We start from the raw sequence: 18,403 nt of genomic DNA, 5'->3' as shown, positions 1-18,403 counted from the left end.
TGCAGCATGCATATTGTCTTCAGTTGAGAAATTCAGACGCCACCTCCTCACATCGGCGTCGCACCACGGAGAATAGAAATGACTAAGACACAAGACTTCACCAAGATGTTCCAAGACATGATGGGTAACTTCCCTGTTGACATGTCGGTCGCTCAAGACGCTTTCAAAAACCAAGCCGCTCTGGCCGAAAAAATGTCGAAAGTTGCTCTGCAAGCTGCAGACAAATCGGCTGAGATTTCGACCAAGTGGACCAAAGAAACGCTGACCAAAATGGGCGACGTTACCACTGCAAAAGAAGAAGCAGCTGATTATGGCAAAGCCGTAACCGACTTCGCTTCGGCTCAGGCCGAGCTGGCCGCTGAGAACCTGGCTGCTTTCGCTGAAGTTGCTAAAAAAGTTCAAGCTGAAACAGTTGAACTGATGATGGCTGCTGGCAAAGAGATCGGTGACGACGCTCAAGCCGCTGTTAAAAAAGCCACTGACGAAGTTCAGAAGGCCGCCAAAAAAGCGACTGCTAAGTAATCGGAACAATCGCCGGACTTACCTCCCAACCGGCATTTTTCCTAAGGGCGAGCATCATGCTCGCCCTTTTTCTTTGTCGCGACTGTTCGGCCGATGCTGCATCAGGTGCGCAAAAGGCTTGCCTTTGAACTTGTCGCTGTTAGGATTTTGCAGTGCAGCACAAAATTGCTGCGGGGAGGTACAATGGCACAGAAACAGGACACGCTGCTGATCAAGCGCTACGCAAGTCGGCGGCTCTATAATACCGAAACCTCGGATTATGTGACGCTTGACGACATCGCCGGGTTCATCCGCGATGGGCGTGAAGTGCAGATCATTGACCTGAAATCCGGGGATGATCTGACGCGGCAATATCTTTTGCAGATCGTCGCTGAACACGAAAGCCGGGGCGAAAGCGTTCTGCCGGTGGATGTTCTGACGGATCTGGTCCGATCCTATACCACGCAGGCGCAAAGCATTGTGCCGCAGTTTCTGGCCGCAAGCTTCGAGATGCTGCGCGATGGGCAATCCAAGATGCTGGGCAACCTTGGCCCGATGGGAAACCCTTTGGCCCAGATGCCAGGGTTCGAGGTGATGCAAGCGCAGCAAGAAGCGTTCATGAAAGCAATGATGAGCGGATTTCCCGGGGCGTCTTCACCGCCGGAAGAGGATGAAGAGGCAGCGTCCACGGACGACAAAGCCGGCAATGACGATCTGGACGCGATAAAAAAGCAACTTGCTGAGCTGCAGAAAAAACTGTCCGGCCTCGGCTGACAGGCAAGCCGCGCGGGAAAGAGCGACTGATCCAAGTTGACGAAAAAAGAGACGCGCCCGAGGCGCGTCTTTTTTTGTGGCGTTGCGACAGATAGCCCGTGAGGGGCGACGCTCAATAGGTGCGGATCAACCCGACCAATTTGCCCTGCACCTTGACCTGACCTTCCGGTAAAAGCCGGGTTTCATAGGCAGGGTTTGCAGCCTCAAGCGCGATCATGTCACCGTTTTTGCGAAACCGTTTCAGGGTGGCCTCATAGCCGTCGACCTGAGCCACAACGATATCGCCGTTCTGGGCATGGCTGGTTTCGCGAATGACGACGACATCGCCATTGTTGATCCCGGCTTCGATCATCGAATCGCCTTTGACCTCCAGCGCATAGTGGCGCCCGCCGGTGCCCAGCATGTTTTCGGGAACCGAGACATGTTGAGCGCCGTCGGTGATCGCTTCGATCGGTTCGCCAGCGGCGATCCGACCCAAAAGAGGCAAGTCGCTGACGCCCATGCCTTCCAAAGCAATCGCGCTGGGGGGCGTGCTGGAGGGTCGATTGCCTTCAATCACCCTTGGTTCGAAACCCGCACGTCCAGCGTTTTCCATTGGTTCGGGCAGTTTCACGATCTCGATCGCGCGGGCGCGGTGGGCAAGGCGGCGAATGAAGCCGCGTTCTTCGAGTGCTGTGATCAAGCGGTGAATGCCGGATTTGGAGCGCAGGTCCAACGCTTCTTTCATTTCGTCGAATGAGGGGGGAACACCATCCTTCTGAATTCGCCCATGGATGAATTCAAGAAGTTCCAACTGTTTGCGGGTCAACATGATCGCGCGCCTCCATTTTTGTCTGATCGGGGATCAACGCGTAAAGATATGCCAATCCCGGCCCCGTGAATGGGGGCGTTCAAGGTATGTTCTATCCATGTTCCCTTTTTGTGTCAACATGGTGCAACTGGAGGGTGTGGGAGGTGTGTCCGATCAGATCGGCAGATACTCTGCCTGGCTGCCCGCATCGCCGGCGGGGGCGTTGACCGGGCGGACCAAAAGCGCGTTGGCTTGGGCCAGGACACTCAGAAGGGCGCTGTCCTGGCTGTCAAAGACCGTGATCTTGCCACCTTCGACGCGCGCGCGCATGTAGTGTTCGCGCGGCCCGTTGGCTTTGACTGGGGCTGCCAGCACCGCTGTTTGGCGCGGGGCTGGGGTCGCACCCAAGCCCAGCATAGCGCGCAGGGCAGGGACCAGAAACACATGTCCGCACACCATCGAGGACACAGGATTGCCCGGCAGTCCGATCATGGCAGCGTCGCCCATGCGTCCGGCCATCAGGGGTTTGCCGGGGCGCATCAGCACTTTGTAAAAGCTTTGGTCCATACCCATTTCGGCCGCCACAACACCGACCAGATCATGATCACCGACCGAGGCGCCACCAATGGTAACGATCAGGTCCGCACCCGCCGCCAGTTCAAAAGCCGTGCGCAAGCTGTCGAAATTGTCACGCGCGATGGGCAACATGCGGGCGTGGCCGCCATTGGCCTCGATCAGGGCTTTCAGGCCAAAACTGTTGGAGGCGATGATCTGGTCCGGTCCCGGTTCCTCGCCCGGCATGACAAGCTCATCGCCCGTCGCCAAAAGCGCCACGACAGGTTTGCGGGTCACGGTCAGCGTCGGCACATTCATTGCCGCAGCCAGCGCGAGATCGGCGGCGGTCAGAACGCGGGGGGCCGGGATCGTGTTACCGGGCGCAAAGTCAGCACCGGCAGGGCGCACATGCGGGCCCTTGTCCAGCTTGCGTGCCAGTGTGATCAGGTAGCCCTTACGCTCCACATCCTCTTGAATAATCACGCGATCCGCGCCAGTGGGCATCGGCGCGCCAGTGAAAATGCGCACGCATTCGCCGGGGCCGACTTTGCCGGCAAATCCATGCCCCGCCGCGCTTTCGCCGATGACGCGGAACATCGCTTCGGGGTCGGCCTCGACCCCGTTCAGCGCATAGCCATCCATGGCGGAGGCGGCAAAAGGTGGTTGCAGCCGGGTCGCGGTAACAGGGGCCGCAAGCACGCGACCAGCGGCGTCGGCCAGCGTCACCTCTTCGCTGTCCAGTGGCGTGACAAGATCGAAGATGGCGTCCAGCGCCTGGGTCACGGAGATCATCCGTCGGCCTCATAGATGCCTGATTTTCCGCCTTCCTTGCGCAGCAGGCGGATGCCGGTGATTTCCATCCCCTTTTCCGCCGCTTTCAGCATGTCATAGACGGTCAGGCAGGCGACGGATACGGCGGTCAGCGCCTCCATCTCGACGCCCGTTTGCCCGCCAGTCTTGACGGTCGCGGTGATCCGCACGCCAGGCAGGTCGGGGGCAGGGGTCAGGTCTAGCGCGACCTTGGTGATGGGCAGTGGGTGGCACAGCGGGATCAGGTCCGAGGTGCGTTTCGCCCCCATGATCCCGGCCAGCCGCGCCACGCCCAGCACGTCGCCTTTCTTGGCGCTGCCCGACGTAACCAACGCCAGCGTCTCGGGCGTCATTTTCACAAAGCCTTCCGCCAGCGCAACCCGGTCGGTCACAGCCTTGTCGGACACGTCGACCATATGGGCCTGCCCGTCGTCGTCGAAATGGGTGAGGGGGGATTTGTCGCTCATGCGGGCACCGGGTTGGCAAGCAGGTTTCGGGTCGCAGCCTCAACATCGTCCTGCCGCATCAGGCTTTCGCCAATGAGGAAGGACCGCGCGCCATATTCGGCCATATCCGCCAGATCCTGTGGTGTCGACAGCCCGCTTTCGCACACAAGGTGACGGTCGGCGGGGGCTAATTTCGACAGGCGGCGGGTGGTGTCGAGCGACGTCTCGAACGTCTTCAGGTTTCTGTTGTTGACGCCCAGAAGCGGGGATTTCAATGCAAGGGCGCGGTCGAGTTCGTCCTCGTCATGCACTTCGATCAGAACGTCCATGCCCCATGAAAAGGCGGCGTCCTCAAGCTCTTGCGCTTGCGCGTCTTCCACGGATGCCATGATGATCAGGATGCAGTCTGCGCCCAAAGCGCGCGCTTCAGCGACCTGATAGGTGTCATACATGAAGTCTTTGCGCAGGGCAGGAAGGCTGACCGCCGCACGGGCTGCGACAAGGAACTCGTCCGCGCCTTGAAAGGACGGTGTGTCCGTCAGAACCGACAGGCAAGTCGCGCCGCCAGCCTCATAGGCGCGGGCCAATGCGGGCGGGTTGAAATCGGCGCGGATCAAGCCTTTGGACGGGCTGGCCTTCTTGACTTCGGCAATCAGGCCATAGCCTGTTTCAGCAGCCTTCATCAGGGAGGCGGCAAAGCCCCGCGTGGGGGAGGCGTCACGGGCGGCGGCCTCAACCTCGGACAGGGGGCGGGCTGCTTTGCACGCGGCCACATGGTCCAGCTTGTAGGCTTTGATCTTGTCTAAAACAGTGCTCATGGGCTTGGTTTATGCCTTCGTGCGCTGGGGGGCAAGGCGTGGAATGTCACGCGGCCGAGGTCAGCTTTGCCAGTGCTTCGATCTTTGCTTTCGCGGCCCCGCTGTCGATACTGTCAGCGGCCATTTCAACACCGGATTTCAGGTCGCCCGCCTTGTCAGCCACCACCAAAGCAGCGGCGGAATTCAGCAGCACTGCGTCGCGAAAGGCGGATGCCTCGCCCGCCAGCAATGCGCGGAAGGCGACGGCATTCTCGGCAGGCTCACCCCCAAGGATCGACGCAAGCCGGTGCACTGGAAGCCCCGCATCTTCGGGGTGAATTTCGCGCGCATGGATCTTGCCATCCTCAAGAGCCGCCACCGACGTCACCCCGGTGATCGAGATCTCGTCCATCCCGTCCGCCCCATGCACCAGCCATGCTTTCTCTGATCCCAGTGATTGCAGTGTTTCCGCCATCGGAAAGATCAGATCGGCGGCAAAGGCGCCGGTCAGTTGGCGTTTGACACCGGCCGGGTTGGTCAGGGGGCCAAGGATGTTGAAGATCGTCTTGCACCCCATTTCCTGCCGCACGGGCATCACATGTTTCATCGCCGGGTGGTGCATGGGCGCCATCATGAAGCCGATGCCGACCTCGTTGATCGCGCGTTCGGCCACATCAGCACCGACCATGACGTTCACGCCCATCTCGGTCAGCGCATCCGCCGCGCCGGATTTGGACGACAGGTTGCGGTTGCCGTGCTTGGCGACCGTCACACCCGCGCCCGCCACGACAAAGGCCGTCGCGGTCGAGATGTTCAGCGTGCCCATCCCGTCGCCGCCCGTGCCGACAATGTCCATCGCACCGTCCGGGGCGCTGACCTTGGCGCACTTGGCGCGCATGACAGCGGCAGCGGCGGCGTATTCCGCGACGCTTTCCCCACGCGCCCGCATCGCGGCCAGAAGCGCACCGATTTGGGCAGGGGTTGCTCGACCATCGAACAGTTCTTCAAAGGCAAGCTCGGCCTGCGCGCGGGACAGGGGGCCTTCGGTCGCGGCATAGATCAGGGGTTTCATCGCGTCACTCATGCCGACACCTTCGTTCTGTTCAGGAAGTTTTCCAGCATCTTGTGCCCATGCTCGGACCTGATGCTTTCCGGGTGGAACTGCACGCCTTCAACCTCAAGCGTCTTGTGGCGCAGACCCATGATCAGACCATTGTCCAGCTCGGCGGTGATCTCAAGGCAGTCGGGCAGGGTGTCGCGATCCACCACCAGCGAATGATAGCGCGTGGCCAAAAGCGGCGAGGGCAGGCCTTCGAACACACCTTTGCCCTGATGGATGATCTCGCCCATTTTGCCATGCACGATCTCGGGCGCGCGCACGACCTTGCCGCCGAACGCCTCGCCAATCGCCTGATGGCCCAAGCAGACGCCAAACAGCGGCACTTTGGCTTCGGCAGCGGCAGCTGTCAGGGCCAGACAAATCCCGGCTTGTGCGGGGTCACAGGGGCCGGGGGACAAAACGATTCCATCCGCGCCCATGCCCATCGCCTCTTGCACATCCAGCGCGTCGTTGCGTTTGACCACAACATCTGCCCCCAACTCGCCGAAATAATGGACGAGATTGTAGGTGAAGCTGTCATAATTATCGATCAGCAAGATCATTTTGCGGCCTTTCGCCTAGTTTTTCGCAGCGGGGGTTACGTCCCGCGTCTGTCGGGCTATACATGATCCACGCAGGCGCCGAGGGTCAAGAGCGGCGCGCGTTTGGATTGAGGTTTCGGGGAGAGAAAGCCATGCCAAAGGGCTTCCTGTCAGGCGTATTGTGGGGATCGGTTGTTTCGGTCCTTGGACTGGGCGTGGTATCGCTTCAGTTGGATCCGGTTTCAATGAAACCATCGACGGTGCCGGTGGCGGAAACTCTGCCAGAACCGGACACAGACACAGCATCCGATGCCGATGCGCCCGAGGCGACAGAAACCGCCCCAGCTGACATCGCCGCACCCGAAAGCGCTCTTGATGATGCAGCGGTCGAACCGGCACCAGATACAGGTGTCGAACCAAGTGCGGCACCGGGGGCCTTGCCGGGTGCAAGTGCCTCGATCGACGCGGCGCCGGTCGAAACGGATGGTCCGGCAGCGGCCCCGGTCCCGGCAGAAACACCGTCTGCATCGGCCGCAGACACACCAGCGACTGCGCCAGATGCGCCGGTCGAAGAGACCACGCCACCGGAGGCCAACGCCCCGGCCCAGTCAATCCCCGAGCTTGCCAACACGCCTCAAATCAGAAGCGAACCTGTGGCGCCGATCAAAGATCAGGCCGACGGCGTGACAACGAACCGGTTGCCGACGATCGAAGCTGCCCCAACCGAAGAGGAAGGCACCGATGCACCAGATGCCGCCGAGGCGCAGCTTCTGACCGACACGTTGTCGCTTGCCATCATGCGAAACGCAGAAAGCTTCGCGGACCCTGAGGGGCGGCCATTGATGTCTGTCGTTTTGCTGGACCAAGGCGAAAAGCGGCGGGCGATGGGTGACCTCAAGAACCTGCCATTTCCGGTCAGTTTCATCGTGGACGCCAGTGCAAGCGATGCAAGTCAGGCGATTGCGTTTTACCGGGCTGCTGGTGCCGAGGTGATCGTCGAACCTGTTCTGCCCCCCAACGCGACGCCAACCGATGCCGAAGTAAACCTGCAAGTGCAGGCCCCGCTGTTGGACCAGGCGGTCGCGATTTACATGGACCAAGACAGCGGCTTTCAGAGCGACAGCCAACTTGCCGCCCAGATTGCCGCGATCCTGGCGGCCTCTGGCCATGGTTTGGTGACCCAGCCACAAGGCCTGAACACCGGCCATAAAACGGCGCTCAAAACGGGGGTTGCTTCGGGCTTGGTGTTTCGGGATTTGGACAGCGAGGGGCAGGACGGCAAGGTCATCCGGCGTTTCATGGACAATGCGGCTTTCAAGGCTGGGCAAGAAGGTGGCGTGATCATGTTTGGTCGCGCCAACGTTGAAACGGTTCAAGCCTTGATCGAATGGAGCCTTGGAAATCGGGTCAAGTCGGTGGCCATGGCGCCTGTGTCCGCGATTTTGTTGGGGAATTGATCACGCACCCGCAACGATCTTAGCTTCGAGGAATATCGAAACTTGGGGGCGCTAGGGTGAAACCTTCGAACCGGAACCCCGGCGACACCGTGCAGCTGACCAGCGTGTATTCACCGGTCGAGACCGCAGACTGCCAATGACCCCTCGGCACGATCAGTTGGGGGGCCTGATCGGCGGAAAGTTCAGGGCCAAGCACGCGGCCCTTCGCAGGCCCCGCGTCAGTCGCCGCCGTAGACAGAACCAATGGCGCCCCCGCGTGATACAACCAGATTTCTGTCGCATCGACCTTGTGCCAATGGCTGCGCTGGCCCTTTCTCAGTAAGAAATAGATGCAGGTGCCCGTCGGGCGACCATCGCTGTCGGCGTCCACCCAAGTCTGACGATAATGCCCGCCTTCCGGATGCGGGGCGAGGTTGAGGTGGCGAATGATCTGCTCAGCCGTCATGTTCATTTCGATCTCCGGTCCGGCCCCGTGGCGCGCGGGCCAAGAAATGACAAAAGCGCGCATCCATGATAGGGTCCGGCCACCAGACTGCACAATGGGGCAGGCGCCATCGGCATGAAACCTTCCAAACAAAAAAGGAAGATCAGATGTCGTTTTATATGTTCAAAGGTCAATACAGCACGGATTCATTGCGCTCCCTCGTGGAGAAACCGCAAGATCGCGAAGCTGCCGCGGGGAAGATGATCGCGGCGATGGGTGGGAAGTTACACCACATGTTCTTTTGCTTCGGCGAAGATGACGTGATGGCGCTGATCGAAGCGCCAAGCGACGAAGTCATGGCGGCATGTGCCTTGGTGGTTGGCGCCTCGGGGACCATGGCGGGTGGATCAACGACCAAGCTCATGACCAGTAAAGAGGCCATGTCAGCGATGAAAAAAGCGCAGGAAGGCCAAAAGTCATATCAGGCCGTGGCAAGCTAGGCGTCTTGATCGGGCCGCGCCGACCCGCGAGGCGGAGCGGCCCACTGCATTTGCTTGTAACGGGCCATCGCCTAATATCGCTTTGTGGTTAGTCAGTTGCGATGTCTGGTGCGTCACCGTCACCGTCACCGTCACCGTCACCGCCTTCATCCAGCAGCCGGTTTACATCTCTTGTCTCAACAGTGGAGGCAAATATTCCGGCTGCGGCCAATGTCGGGACGACATAGACCATTTTATCCGTCAAGTAGGCGACAAGATAGGACGGGACGAGGATCACCGCCGCCTTAAGGAATGACGCTCTAAGGTTTGGGGTGATCCTCTTGTTCATGGCTTACTTCAATATCGACCGCCCGGCATATTCTGCCGTTTCGCCCAGCAACTCCTCGATCCGGATCAACTGGTTATACTTCGCCAGCCGGTCAGAGCGCGCAAGCGAGCCGGTTTTGATCTGGCCGCAATTGGTGGCGACGGCAAGGTCTGCGATGGTGGCGTCCTCGGTTTCGCCGGAACGGTGGGACATGACGTTGGTCATGCGCGCACGGTGCGCCATGTCGACGGCTTTCAGCGTCTCGGACAAGGTGCCGATCTGGTTCACTTTCACCAGCATCGAGTTGGCCGCGCCCTTGGCGATCCCCTCGGCCAGACGTTCGGGGTTGGTCACGAACAAGTCGTCGCCGACCAGTTGGATCTTGTCGCCCAACAATTCGGTCAGCGCGACCCAGCCGTCCCAGTCATCTTCCGACATGCCATCTTCGATCGAGATGATCGGGTAGTCATCGCAGAGCGCTTTCAGATATTGCGCATTCTCTTCCGAGGTCAGCGATTTACCTTCGCCTGAAAAGACATATTTGCCATCTTTGTAATACTCGGTCGCGGCGCAATCGAGCGCCAGATAGATATCCTTGCCCGGCGTATAGCCCGCTTTCTTGATCGCGTTCATGATGAAGTCGAGCGCTTCACGGGTTGATCCGATATTGGGCGCAAAGCCGCCCTCATCCCCGATGCCGGTGGACAAGCCAGCGGCGGAGAGTTCCTTTTTCAGAGTGTGGAACACTTCCGACCCCATGCGCACAGCTTCGCGGATGTTTTCCGCTGCGACCGGCATGATCATGAATTCCTGAATGTCGATCGGGTTGTCGGCATGTTCGCCGCCATTGATGATGTTCATCATCGGCACCGGCAACACGCGCGCGGACGCTCCGCCGACATAGCGATAAAGGGGCAGGGCGGACGCGTCGGCGGCGGCTTTCGCCACGGCCAGCGACACGCCCAGAATGGCGTTGGCGCCAAGGCGGGCTTTGTTGGGCGTTCCGTCCAATTCGCACATGGTCGCGTCGATGGCTTCCTGCTCTGTCGCGTCAAAGCCGACCAGTGCATCTGCAATCTCGCCGTTCACCGCCTCGACCGCTTCCAGAACGCCCTTGCCCATATAGCGCGATTTGTCGCCATCGCGTTTCTCAACCGCTTCATGCGCGCCGGTGGAGGCACCCGATGGCACAGCCGCGCGGCCCAGCGTGCCGTCGTCCAGAATGACATCCACCTCGACGGTGGGGTTGCCGCGGCTGTCCAGAATCTCGCGGGCGAAAATATCGACGATGGTGCTCATGTTAGCGCTCCCAATAAGAAGAAAACTTCAGTTGAGGCTCTTTAGCGCGTCCTGCGCCTTTCGACAACTGTCATGCAGCTTGTTCGGGCGCCTCGTCGCGGGTGGCGCGGCGTTCGCGCAGGAAGGTGTAAATGCCCATGCCGATCACGATGCTGGCCCCAAGATAGGTCCACCTGTCCGGGTTCTCGCCAAACACGATCATGCCAAGGATCATCGAAAAGATCAGCCGGGCATAGCGAAACGGCATGATGATCGAGGTTTCGGCGATCCGCATCGCCAGAACGATCGCGTAATACCCGGACACGCCAAAGCAGATTGCGCCCAGGATAAACGCCCATTCGACCCCGACTGGCATGACGAACGGGGCGGTGAAAATCGACATGGCAAGCCCTGCCGGGATCACTGCGGCGAACCCATAGAAAGCCACGCTGACGGAGGGGATGGTAGGGTCGAGCTGGCGCGTCAGCAGATCGCGCAGTGCGATGCCGAAAACGGCCGCCAGTGGAAGTAGGGCGGCGATTTGAAAGCCCTCAGCGCCCGGTCGAATGATGATCAACACGCCGATAAACCCGACCGCGATGGCGGTCCAGCGGCGCCAACCGACCTGTTCGCCCAGAAAAAGCGCAGCCCCCGCGGTGATCGCCAGCGGCGTGGCTTGAAAGACGGCCGCCACGGTCGAGATCGGGACAAGTGATAGCGCGGTGATGAAGAACATCGCCGATATCGCCTCGGACGCGTTGCGCCACAGCATGATGGGTGCGCGCATGTCGCGATGCACCAGCGGGGCCAATGTGCCGCGTTGGACATAGGTCAGGATGGCAAATGCCACCGACCCGCCAAGCCCCAGCATGACCAAGACCTGCGACACGGGCAGGCCGCGCGACATGGATTTGATGAACGTATCCTCGACCGCGAAAGCGGCCATGGACACGATAACAAGGATGATGCCACGGATGTTTTGCATGGGGCGTCGGAGCTTTGCGCGGTTCGGGGACAGACAGTCACGCGACCAAACCCGTTTTTTCATGACAGGGCAAGTTGTTCCGGGTGATGGGGCAGATCACGCGGCGTGATCGGTCGCGCCTATTTCGGGTCTTTCCGGCGCACGCCATACAGCTCCAGCCGATGCCCTTTGAGCTGATATCCCAGCTTGGCGGCGATCTTTTCCTGCAAGGCTTCGATCTCTGGGTCCAGAAACTCGATCACCTGCCCGGTTGTCAGGTCGATCAGATGGTCGTGATGGTCGCGATCCGCGCTTTCATAGCGCGCGCGCCCATCGCCAAACTCGTTTTTGACAAGGATGCCTGCTTCTTCGAACAGTTTCACAGTGCGATAAACGGTTGCCAGAGAGATACGGCTGTCCAGACGGGCCGCCCGCGCGTGCAGCTCTTCTACATCGGGGTGGTCACGGTGGGCTTGTTCAAGAATGCGCGCGATGACGCGGCGCTGCTCGGTCATGCGCAGCCCAAGCTCTTCACAACGTTTCAAAACAGACGCAGCTGCCATGTAACCTCCGGTCGGCTCAATCAAGTGGTGTCCGTTATGACGTGAAATCGCACCGGGGGAAATGGTCAACCTGACGGAAGCGGCAGGTTGATTGGTCAGTGATGTATGCTTTCCCTTGCAATTGCAGTCACCCGGCGCGGATAGTAGGGCGGTATGATCAACTGGTGACCATTTCAGGGCGCGACTGCAAACGATCGGGGAACAGAATTGGACGGGACAGCGAAACGCGCGCGATCAGTCGACCAGAAAGCCGAGCGGCAGAAAGCGATCCTGTCGGCGGCACGTGGACTGATCAGCGATCTTGGGTTTGACGGCGTCACGATGAGCGCCTTGGCCAAACGTGCCCAAGTCGCCAAAGGCACCCTTTATCTCTATGTGCGAAGCAAGGAAGAGCTGTTTCTTTTGCTGTTCGTGGAGGCGATGGAAGATGTCGTGACCCGCTTCGAAGCCGAGGCATGTGCCGATCAATTGCCCGAGCAGCTGACCCGCCTGGTGTCGGACACACCGTTGTTTCTGCCGCTTTATGCGCGGCTCGCAGCGGTGATCGAGGCCAATGTCGCGGACGAGCCATTGTTTGCCGCCAAGCGCCGGATTCTTGCGACCAGCAACCGGTTTTCAAACAAGCTGGCGACCCTGTTGGAGGTGCCACCCGCCCGCGCCGAGGCGCTGTCTTTGGTGTTGTTTCAGGCTTTGCTGGGGGCGGCGCAGCTTGATTTGCCATCCGGTCGCGACCCCGCGACACTGCCCGCCGATTTGCGCGACAGCTTTGCCGTGCACCAATTCGACCGCGCCTTTCCACCGTCCGTCCGCCACATTCTTGGCGTGGACTGACGGCGCTACATCAGTTCAGGTTCGCGACCCAAGCGGGACGCAAGGGGGGCCACGGTCAAGCCCTGAACGATGATCGAAAACACCACGATGATATAGGTCGCCGTCAGGATCAGCGGTTTCCATTCGTTGTCAGGCAAGCTCAGCGCCAAGGCGACCGAAATCCCACCCTTCAAGCCGCCCCATGTCATGATCGGCACCACGCCCTTGGAAAAACTGCGGAAGGGTTTGAGCAAATACACCGGCACGGCGACGGCAGTCAGGCGGGCAAACAGGGCCAGAACGATCGACAGGACGCCGGCGGTCACGGCGTCGGTGGTGAAGGCGACGGCGAAGACCTCGAACCCGATCATCAGGAACAGGACCGCGTTCAGGATCTCGTCAATCAGCTTCCAGAACGCTTCGACATAGCGGCGGGTTTCTTCGGTCATGCCGTGTTTGGTGCCAACATCGCCGATCAATAGACCCGCACAGACCGCCATGATCGGGCCGGACACATGCAGCGCCACGGCCAGCTCGTAGCCGCCAAAGGCCAGCCCAAGCGTCAGCAGCACCTCAAGCGAATAGTCGTCGATGTGGCGCATCACGCGGAAGGTCAGCCACCCCAGCACAACGCCCAGCACCGCGCCGCCGACGGCTTCTTGAAAGAACAGGGTGAAGGCGGCTTCAATACTCGGGTCGCTGGCATGGTCACCGTGGCCGGACGGAAAGGCCAGCCCCACCAGCACCAAGAAAACCACATAGCCGACGCCGTCATTGAACAGGCTTTCGCCCGCAATCTTCGTCTCAAGCGACTTTTGCAGATTGGCTTCGCGCAACACGCCCAATACGGCCACCGGGTCGGTGGGTGAAATCAGAGAGCCAAACACCAGCGCGATCAGCAACGGTGCGCCAGTCAGCCAACTGAACCCGACGCCGACCACCAAGGTGGACAGCGCGACGCCCATCGTCGCCATCAAAAAAACAACGCCCCATTGCGCCCGCAAATCGCGGATTTTCACGTGCAATGCGCCGGCAAACAGCAGCAGCCCCAACATCCCCTCAAGCAATGTGTCTGAGAAATCGAGGTTCTCCACCGTGGTGCGCACCTGATCGGCAACGCCCATCGCGGGTATGAGAAAGTCCAGCCCCATCAGCGCCAGCGACGCCATCAGAGACACCAGCAAGATCCCGATGGGCGAGGGAAGCTTGAGGAACAGATAGTTGATCGACCCAAAAGCGCCAGCCAGCACGATCAGAAGTGAGGTGATTTGTAGGATGTTCATGCGCGGTCCTGAGAGGTTCAGCCCCCTCTTATCATGCGGGGTCGCCATGACAAATCGCCAAGACTGACCCAACACGACAATTGCGCGCTTAGTCCTTCAGGCGCACAGACGCCCAGACCGGCAGGTGATCGGATGCCACCTTGGCCAGCGGAGACTGGTCCACACCTGCGTCGCGCAGTTCGACACCACGGCTTAGCGCCAGCCTGTCCAACGCAGCAACCGGGCGGGACGCATGAAAGGACCGGCCGGGCGACACCACGTCGAAGCGATGTTCCAATGGCTCGAACCCGCGTTTCGGGGACCATTCGTTGAAATCGCCCATGATGACCGTGGGCAGCGGCGTGATGGCCAGCTTCTTGGCCAGTTGCCGCATCTGCTGGTGGCGATAGGGACGCAGCAGGCCCAGATGGGTGCCCACAAGTTTCAACCGCCCGTCGATCTCGACCGAGACGGCGCCGCGTGGTTCAAGCCCTGGCAGCTCCAGCTGTTCGGCCGCGTGAAAGGTCAGCCCCTTGCGCACAAGGATCGCGTTTCCGTGGCTGCCAAGCGACACGCCATTGCTTGCAAAGGGCACAGCCACGAAATCGGTCTCGTCCGACAACAGGTGATAGGGAAGGGCCGTTGGTCGGGGGCCAAGCCGGCGGTCGGCTTCTTGCAGCACGACCACGTCCGCCTCGAGCCGGTTGATCACGTCCAGAATGCGGTGCGGGTCGCGGCGCCGGTCAAGGCCCACGGCCTTGCGCATGTTGTATGTGACCAGTTTCAGGTCCTTGGCATGGGATTTCATACTCACAACTTAACAACCGCAGCAGGGCATTTCCAGAAGTCGGCCAGTTTAGGTGCCGCAGAACGTGCGCAACACGCGTTCATCTGCGCGCGGCGGGGTGGCGAGGTCCAGATGCTCGGGCAGCGGATCAAAGGGACGGGCGAGGGCATCGACAAGGCGGTGGAAAGGCGCGCAATCCCCGTCAATTCCGGCCTGAATGGCTTCTTCGACCCGGTGATTGCGGGGGATCAGAACGGGGTTGGCGGCGCGCATCGTGGCTTTGGGATCACCGGGTTCGCGTGACAGGCGGGCCTCCCAATCGGGTGCCCAACTGTCCCATGCGCCCTCATCGGTGATGTGGTCGCGCGCATCACCTTCGGTCAGCGCCGTGAAGGTGGCGGTGAAGTCCGCCTGCGAGCTGGCCATGCGGGACAAAAGCCCGGTGATCAGCGCCTCGTCCCCGTCTTCCTGCGTGGTCAGGCCGATCTTGGCACGAAACAGTCGCAACCATTCCGGGCTGAAATGGGTGGCAAACCCTTCCAGCACGCGTGTCGCTTCGCCTGCGGCATGTTCGGGGTCGCCATCCATCAGCGGCAACAGCGAGGTCGCCAGTTGCGCCAGATTCCAGACGGCCACGTTGGGCTGTTCCTGAAACGCATAGCGCCCCTGCTGGTCGATCGAGGAAAACACCATGCGCGGGTGATAGGCATCCATGAACGCGCAGGGGCCATAGTCGATGGTTTCGCCCGACACGGCCATGTTGTCGGTGTTCATCACGCCGTGGATAAACCCCACGCTCATCCATTTCGCGACAAGCCGCGCTTGTGCGGCCACCACTTCGGCAAGGAAGGATAGTGGGTCGTCCGCTTGGGGGTAATGGCGCGCGATGCAGTGGTCCAAAAGCAGGCGCAGGGCGGGGCGGTCGCCACGTGCGGCGAAATACTGGAAGGTGCCGACGCGGATATGGCTGGCGGCGACGCGCATCAGGACAGCGCCGGGATAGCGCCGCTCGCGTTGCACGCCTTCGCCGGTCAAAGCGGCACCCAGCGCGCGGGTGGTAGGGATGCCAAGCGCGTTCATCGCCTCGGAGACGATATATTCGCGCATCACCGGACCAACCCACGCCCGCCCGTCGCCGTTGCGGCTGTAAGGCGTGATGCCGGAGCCCTTAAGCTGAATGTCGCGCCGCCCGAAATCGCCGGCGACCTCACCCAGCAAAATCGCGCGCCCGTCGCCCAGACGTGGCACCCAACCGCCAAACTGGTGGCCCGCATAGACCTGCGCCAACGGATCGGTGCCGGGCAAAAGCGTGTTGCCGGTCAGAACCTCGGCGGTCAGGTCAGAGGGATCTATCCCAAGCTCCCGTGCAAGGGCGTCATTGACGCGCAAGACCTGCGGATTTGCGACCGGGACAGGCGGCAGCTTGGTGTAAAACCTGTCGGGCAGACGGGCGTAGGAATTGTCAAAGTCGTCGCGCATTGCCAGCACCCTATCAAAATTCACTACCCGCTACATCACCCGCGTCATCAGGTGATAGCGGTTGCGGGACTGGAACCCGACCCGTTCATACAAAAGACGCGCGCGGTCATTGTCGGTGTCGACCTCAAGATGCATGGCATTGATGCCCTGTTCGGACAGTGCCCGCACCAGAGCAGACAATGCTTCGCTGCCCATGCCGCGGCCACGGACGCGTTCGCGCACATAGATTTCGTCCAGAAAAGCATCCAAGCCGCCAAACTCGATCGACCAGCCGAAGCTGACAGCGATATAGCCGACCGGGGCGACGCGTGGACCGATCAGCCAGATTGCCCCATGCGGCGAGCCCTCCAGCAGAGGTTGCAGCGCGCCGCGCCGTGTCTCTTCATCTTGTTCGATACCGTTTTGGGCGTGAAAGCCGGCCACAAGCGGCATCAACCGGTCAAGATCTTCCGGGGTGGCAAGGCGCAGGCTGCTCATAACCGGGCGATCCTTTCGGTCAGAAGGGTGAAAAAGGCGTCGCTGTCCAGATCTCCGACAAACAGCGCGTTGGGCGCATGATCGGTCACGCCCCACCAATCGGCAACGGTCATGCCCATGGTCAGTTCGGACTGGGTTTCGATCTGCACATTCACGTGGCGGCCACGAAACATGTCGGGCCGGATCAGATAGGCGATGACGGTCGGATCGTGCAAAGGCGCACCGTCCGAGCCGTATTTTTCCTTGTCGAACCGCTCAAAAAAATCCGTCATCTCTGCCACCGCATGACCCACGTCACCGGGCAGGGCGCGAAAGGCGTCGTTGCGCGCTTTCGTCACCAGCGCCTTGTGGGTGACATCCAACGGCATCACTACCAGGGGCACGCCAGATCCGAACACGATATCAGCGGCTTGCGGGTCAACGTAAATGTTGAATTCAGCGGCGGGGGTGACATTTCCCACCTCGAAATAAGACCCGCCCATCAGGACGATTTCCTGCACGCGGTCGACGATGTCGGGTGCGCGTTCAAAGGCGGTGGCGATGTTGGTCAGGGGACCAAGCGGGCACAGGGTCACGGTGCCGGCATCATGGGCGCGCAGGGTGTCGATGATGAAATCCACCGCGTGCTGGTCTTGAAGGGGCATGGTCGGGTCCGGCAGAACCGGGCCGTTTAGTCCCGTCTTGCCATGCACATATTCCGCTGTGACCAGATCGCGGCGCAGCGGGCGGTCACAACCCGCGAATACCTTGGTGTCGGGCTTTCCGGCCAATTCGCAAACGATCCGGGCGTTCTTGGCCGTCAGCTCCAGCGGCACGTTACCAGCGACGGCGGTGATGCCCAGAACCTCGATATCCTCGGGGCTGGCCAAGGCCAGAAGGATGGCCACGGCGTCGTCCTGACCGGGGTCAGTGTCAATGATGATTTTTCTTACCATGTCAGGTCCTTATGCCGCCAACTCAATCCAAACCGGAACGTGGTCGGAGGGCTTTTCACGCCCGCGCACCTCTTTGTCGATCTGGCAGTCGGTCAGAAGGTCGGCGCATTCTGGTGACAAAAGGAAATGGTCGATTCGTATGCCGTCATTGCGCTGCCACGCGCCGCGCTGGAAGTCCCAGAACGAATATTGCTCTGGCGCTTGATTGCGGGCACGGAACGCCTCGGTCAGGCCAAGGTTCACGATCTTGCGCCATGCCTCACGGCTTTCGGGGCGGAACAGAGCGTCCTCAACCCAATCTTGCGGGCGGGCGGCGTCTTCAGGCTGCGGGATGATGTTGTAATCCCCCGCCATCAAAAAGGGCTCCTCGGCGGCGAGCAATTCTTCTGCACGCGCTTGCAGACGCTTCATCCACGCAAGCTTGTAGTCGTATTTCGGCCCCGGCACAGGGTTGCCATTGGGCAGGTATAGCCCACAGATGCGCACGGCGTGATCGCCGACCACCGTCGCCTCGATATAACGAGCCTGTTCGTCGGCGTCGTCACCGGGCAGGCCGCGCGTCACATCTTCCAGCGGCAGCTTGGACAGAAGCGCAACCCCATTGAAGCTTTTCTGCCCGTGGGTTTCGAGGTTATATCCTTTGTCCTCAAAGACTTCTCGCGGGAAGTTCTCGTCGATTGACTTGATCTCCTGCAAGATTGCGACGTCGGGTTGCGCCTCGTCCAGCCAGTCCATCAATGCAGGCAAACGTGCTTTGATACCATTGATGTTGAAACTGGCGATTTTCATGAGGCCCCTCCTGTTCGTGGCGGACAATGTGGGCGCAAACGGGCGGGTGTGCAAGCG

General features: G+C 60.5%; 22 protein-coding genes. 5 read left to right on the top strand and 17 right to left on the bottom strand.

Annotated features, from left to right (window positions below; translation table 11 throughout):
- Nucleotides 1–78 precede the first annotated feature (78 nt).
- Nucleotides 79–522: a Phasin gene (locus ACXYMP_RS14940; protein WP_298566295.1), complete on the top strand. Its 444-nt coding sequence runs from the start codon at nt 79–81 to the stop codon at nt 520–522.
- A gap of 183 nt (nt 523–705) precedes the next feature.
- Nucleotides 706–1,275, top strand: a complete 570-nt coding sequence (gene phaR / locus ACXYMP_RS14935; protein WP_298566296.1) for a polyhydroxyalkanoate synthesis repressor PhaR — start codon at nt 706–708, stop codon at nt 1,273–1,275.
- A 112-nt stretch (nt 1,276–1,387) separates the two neighbouring features.
- Here the strand turns inward: phaR and lexA are convergent, their stop codons facing one another.
- The 6 genes from lexA to ACXYMP_RS14905 form a co-directional block, all read right to left on the bottom strand.
- Nucleotides 1,388–2,086 (bottom strand): transcriptional repressor LexA, encoded by a 699-nt coding sequence (gene lexA / locus ACXYMP_RS14930; protein ID WP_298566298.1) that lies wholly within the window; start codon nt 2,084–2,086, stop codon nt 1,388–1,390.
- 153 nt (nt 2,087–2,239) lie between these two features.
- Nucleotides 2,240–3,412, bottom strand: coding sequence for a molybdopterin molybdotransferase MoeA (locus ACXYMP_RS14925; protein WP_458907262.1), 1,173 nt, complete (start codon nt 3,410–3,412; stop codon nt 2,240–2,242).
- Nucleotides 3,409–3,897, bottom strand: a complete 489-nt coding sequence (gene moaC / locus ACXYMP_RS14920) for a cyclic pyranopterin monophosphate synthase MoaC (protein ID WP_458907260.1) — start codon at nt 3,895–3,897, stop codon at nt 3,409–3,411. The genes ACXYMP_RS14925 and moaC overlap by 4 nt, the downstream gene beginning before the upstream one ends.
- Entirely contained in the window at nt 3,894–4,694 is an 801-nt protein-coding gene (trpC, locus tag ACXYMP_RS14915) for an indole-3-glycerol phosphate synthase TrpC (RefSeq protein ID WP_458907258.1), read from the bottom strand. Before trpC ends, moaC begins: the two co-directional genes overlap by 4 nt.
- A gap of 46 nt (nt 4,695–4,740) precedes the next feature.
- Complete coding sequence (gene trpD, locus ACXYMP_RS14910) at nt 4,741–5,757, bottom strand: anthranilate phosphoribosyltransferase (RefSeq protein WP_458907256.1); 1,017 nt, start codon at nt 5,755–5,757, stop codon at nt 4,741–4,743.
- Nucleotides 5,754–6,335 (bottom strand): anthranilate synthase component II, encoded by a 582-nt coding sequence (locus ACXYMP_RS14905; RefSeq protein WP_458907254.1) that lies wholly within the window; start codon nt 6,333–6,335, stop codon nt 5,754–5,756. Before ACXYMP_RS14905 ends, trpD begins: the two co-directional genes overlap by 4 nt.
- 131 nt (nt 6,336–6,466) lie before the next feature.
- On the opposite strand from ACXYMP_RS14905, the gene ACXYMP_RS14900 reads away from it, so the two are divergent.
- Complete coding sequence (locus ACXYMP_RS14900; protein ID WP_458907252.1) at nt 6,467–7,771, top strand: divergent polysaccharide deacetylase family protein; 1,305 nt, start codon at nt 6,467–6,469, stop codon at nt 7,769–7,771.
- A 19-nt stretch (nt 7,772–7,790) separates the two neighbouring features.
- On the opposite strand, the gene ACXYMP_RS14895 is transcribed toward ACXYMP_RS14900, so the two are convergent.
- Nucleotides 7,791–8,216, bottom strand: a complete 426-nt coding sequence (locus ACXYMP_RS14895) for a cupin domain-containing protein (protein WP_458907370.1) — start codon at nt 8,214–8,216, stop codon at nt 7,791–7,793.
- A gap of 65 nt (nt 8,217–8,281) precedes the next feature.
- Here ACXYMP_RS14895 and ACXYMP_RS14890 point away from each other — a divergent pair, with 65 nt between their 5' ends.
- Nucleotides 8,282–8,695 (top strand): GYD domain-containing protein, encoded by a 414-nt coding sequence (locus ACXYMP_RS14890; RefSeq protein WP_458907250.1) that lies wholly within the window; start codon nt 8,282–8,284, stop codon nt 8,693–8,695.
- Between the two features lie 88 nt (nt 8,696–8,783).
- Here the strand turns inward: ACXYMP_RS14890 and ACXYMP_RS14885 are convergent, their stop codons facing one another.
- The 4 genes from ACXYMP_RS14885 to ACXYMP_RS14870 form a co-directional block, all read right to left on the bottom strand.
- Nucleotides 8,784–9,023 carry a hypothetical protein gene (locus ACXYMP_RS14885; protein WP_458907248.1) on the bottom strand — a complete coding sequence of 80 codons (240 nt, stop codon included), beginning with the start codon at nt 9,021–9,023 and terminating at the stop codon, nt 8,784–8,786.
- Between the two features lie 3 nt (nt 9,024–9,026).
- Nucleotides 9,027–10,301 (bottom strand): phosphopyruvate hydratase, encoded by a 1,275-nt coding sequence (eno, locus tag ACXYMP_RS14880; protein ID WP_458907246.1) that lies wholly within the window; start codon nt 10,299–10,301, stop codon nt 9,027–9,029.
- Between the two features lie 70 nt (nt 10,302–10,371).
- Nucleotides 10,372–11,265: a DMT family transporter gene (locus tag ACXYMP_RS14875; RefSeq protein ID WP_458907244.1), complete on the bottom strand. Its 894-nt coding sequence runs from the start codon at nt 11,263–11,265 to the stop codon at nt 10,372–10,374.
- Between the two features lie 119 nt (nt 11,266–11,384).
- A complete protein-coding gene (locus ACXYMP_RS14870) occupies nt 11,385–11,807 on the bottom strand; it encodes a Fur family transcriptional regulator (RefSeq protein WP_298566315.1) in 423 nt (140 codons plus the stop codon).
- Nucleotides 11,808–12,014: 207 nt separating this feature from the next.
- On the opposite strand from ACXYMP_RS14870, the gene ACXYMP_RS14865 reads away from it, so the two are divergent.
- The gene (locus tag ACXYMP_RS14865) at nt 12,015–12,638 is read left to right on the top strand and encodes a TetR/AcrR family transcriptional regulator (RefSeq protein WP_298566317.1); all 624 of its coding nucleotides are present in this window, start codon (nt 12,015–12,017) and stop codon (nt 12,636–12,638) included.
- Between the two features lie 5 nt (nt 12,639–12,643).
- On the opposite strand, the gene ACXYMP_RS14860 is transcribed toward ACXYMP_RS14865, so the two are convergent.
- The 6 genes from ACXYMP_RS14860 to xth form a co-directional block, all read right to left on the bottom strand.
- The gene (locus tag ACXYMP_RS14860) at nt 12,644–13,900 is read right to left on the bottom strand and encodes a cation:proton antiporter (RefSeq protein WP_458907241.1); all 1,257 of its coding nucleotides are present in this window, start codon (nt 13,898–13,900) and stop codon (nt 12,644–12,646) included.
- An 88-nt stretch (nt 13,901–13,988) separates the two neighbouring features.
- The gene (locus tag ACXYMP_RS14855; RefSeq protein ID WP_298566321.1) at nt 13,989–14,687 is read right to left on the bottom strand and encodes an endonuclease/exonuclease/phosphatase family protein; all 699 of its coding nucleotides are present in this window, start codon (nt 14,685–14,687) and stop codon (nt 13,989–13,991) included.
- Nucleotides 14,688–14,735: 48 nt separating this feature from the next.
- Entirely contained in the window at nt 14,736–16,151 is a 1,416-nt protein-coding gene (locus ACXYMP_RS14850; protein ID WP_458907368.1) for a protein adenylyltransferase SelO, read from the bottom strand.
- Between the two features lie 24 nt (nt 16,152–16,175).
- On the bottom strand, nt 16,176–16,622 hold the full coding sequence (locus tag ACXYMP_RS14845) for a GNAT family N-acetyltransferase (RefSeq protein WP_298566324.1): 447 nt from the start codon (nt 16,620–16,622) through the stop codon (nt 16,176–16,178).
- Complete coding sequence (locus ACXYMP_RS14840; RefSeq protein ID WP_458907238.1) at nt 16,619–17,557, bottom strand: nucleoside hydrolase; 939 nt, start codon at nt 17,555–17,557, stop codon at nt 16,619–16,621. Before ACXYMP_RS14840 ends, ACXYMP_RS14845 begins: the two co-directional genes overlap by 4 nt.
- A 9-nt stretch (nt 17,558–17,566) precedes the next feature.
- The gene (gene xth / locus ACXYMP_RS14835) at nt 17,567–18,346 is read right to left on the bottom strand and encodes an exodeoxyribonuclease III (RefSeq protein ID WP_458907236.1); all 780 of its coding nucleotides are present in this window, start codon (nt 18,344–18,346) and stop codon (nt 17,567–17,569) included.
- Nucleotides 18,347–18,403: the final 57 nt, after the last annotated feature.

It is taken from the genome of Aliiroseovarius sp. CAU 1755 (genome assembly GCF_054482655.1).
This window is presented reverse-complemented; position numbering and strand designations above follow the sequence as displayed.

What these genes read in the sequence shown, in the direction of transcription:
- ACXYMP_RS14870 (WP_298566315.1), bottom strand. Translation starts at nt 11,807, where the DNA reads ATGGCAGCTGCGTCTGTTTTGAAACGTTGTGAAGAGCTTGGGCTGCGC.
- xth (WP_458907236.1), bottom strand. Translation starts at nt 18,346, where the DNA reads ATGAAAATCGCCAGTTTCAACATCAATGGTATCAAAGCACGTTTGCCT.
- ACXYMP_RS14890 (WP_458907250.1), top strand. Translation starts at nt 8,282, where the DNA reads ATGATAGGGTCCGGCCACCAGACTGCACAATGGGGCAGGCGCCATCGG.
- ACXYMP_RS14840 (WP_458907238.1), bottom strand. Translation starts at nt 17,557, where the DNA reads ATGGTAAGAAAAATCATCATTGACACTGACCCCGGTCAGGACGACGCC.
- ACXYMP_RS14860 (WP_458907241.1), bottom strand. Translation starts at nt 13,900, where the DNA reads ATGAACATCCTACAAATCACCTCACTTCTGATCGTGCTGGCTGGCGCT.
- eno (WP_458907246.1), bottom strand. Translation starts at nt 10,301, where the DNA reads ATGAGCACCATCGTCGATATTTTCGCCCGCGAGATTCTGGACAGCCGC.
- ACXYMP_RS14940 (WP_298566295.1), top strand. Translation starts at nt 79, where the DNA reads ATGACTAAGACACAAGACTTCACCAAGATGTTCCAAGACATGATGGGT.
- moaC (WP_458907260.1), bottom strand. Translation starts at nt 3,897, where the DNA reads ATGAGCGACAAATCCCCCCTCACCCATTTCGACGACGACGGGCAGGCC.
- ACXYMP_RS14885 (WP_458907248.1), bottom strand. Translation starts at nt 9,023, where the DNA reads ATGAACAAGAGGATCACCCCAAACCTTAGAGCGTCATTCCTTAAGGCG.
- trpD (WP_458907256.1), bottom strand. Translation starts at nt 5,757, where the DNA reads ATGAGTGACGCGATGAAACCCCTGATCTATGCCGCGACCGAAGGCCCC.
- ACXYMP_RS14875 (WP_458907244.1), bottom strand. Translation starts at nt 11,265, where the DNA reads ATGCAAAACATCCGTGGCATCATCCTTGTTATCGTGTCCATGGCCGCT.
- ACXYMP_RS14845 (WP_298566324.1), bottom strand. Translation starts at nt 16,622, where the DNA reads ATGAGCAGCCTGCGCCTTGCCACCCCGGAAGATCTTGACCGGTTGATG.
- ACXYMP_RS14925 (WP_458907262.1), bottom strand. Translation starts at nt 3,412, where the DNA reads ATGATCTCCGTGACCCAGGCGCTGGACGCCATCTTCGATCTTGTCACG.
- trpC (WP_458907258.1), bottom strand. Translation starts at nt 4,694, where the DNA reads ATGAGCACTGTTTTAGACAAGATCAAAGCCTACAAGCTGGACCATGTG.
- lexA (WP_298566298.1), bottom strand. Translation starts at nt 2,086, where the DNA reads ATGTTGACCCGCAAACAGTTGGAACTTCTTGAATTCATCCATGGGCGA.
- ACXYMP_RS14900 (WP_458907252.1), top strand. Translation starts at nt 6,467, where the DNA reads ATGCCAAAGGGCTTCCTGTCAGGCGTATTGTGGGGATCGGTTGTTTCG.
- ACXYMP_RS14905 (WP_458907254.1), bottom strand. Translation starts at nt 6,335, where the DNA reads ATGATCTTGCTGATCGATAATTATGACAGCTTCACCTACAATCTCGTC.
- ACXYMP_RS14895 (WP_458907370.1), bottom strand. Translation starts at nt 8,216, where the DNA reads ATGACGGCTGAGCAGATCATTCGCCACCTCAACCTCGCCCCGCATCCG.
- ACXYMP_RS14855 (WP_298566321.1), bottom strand. Translation starts at nt 14,687, where the DNA reads ATGAAATCCCATGCCAAGGACCTGAAACTGGTCACATACAACATGCGC.
- phaR (WP_298566296.1), top strand. Translation starts at nt 706, where the DNA reads ATGGCACAGAAACAGGACACGCTGCTGATCAAGCGCTACGCAAGTCGG.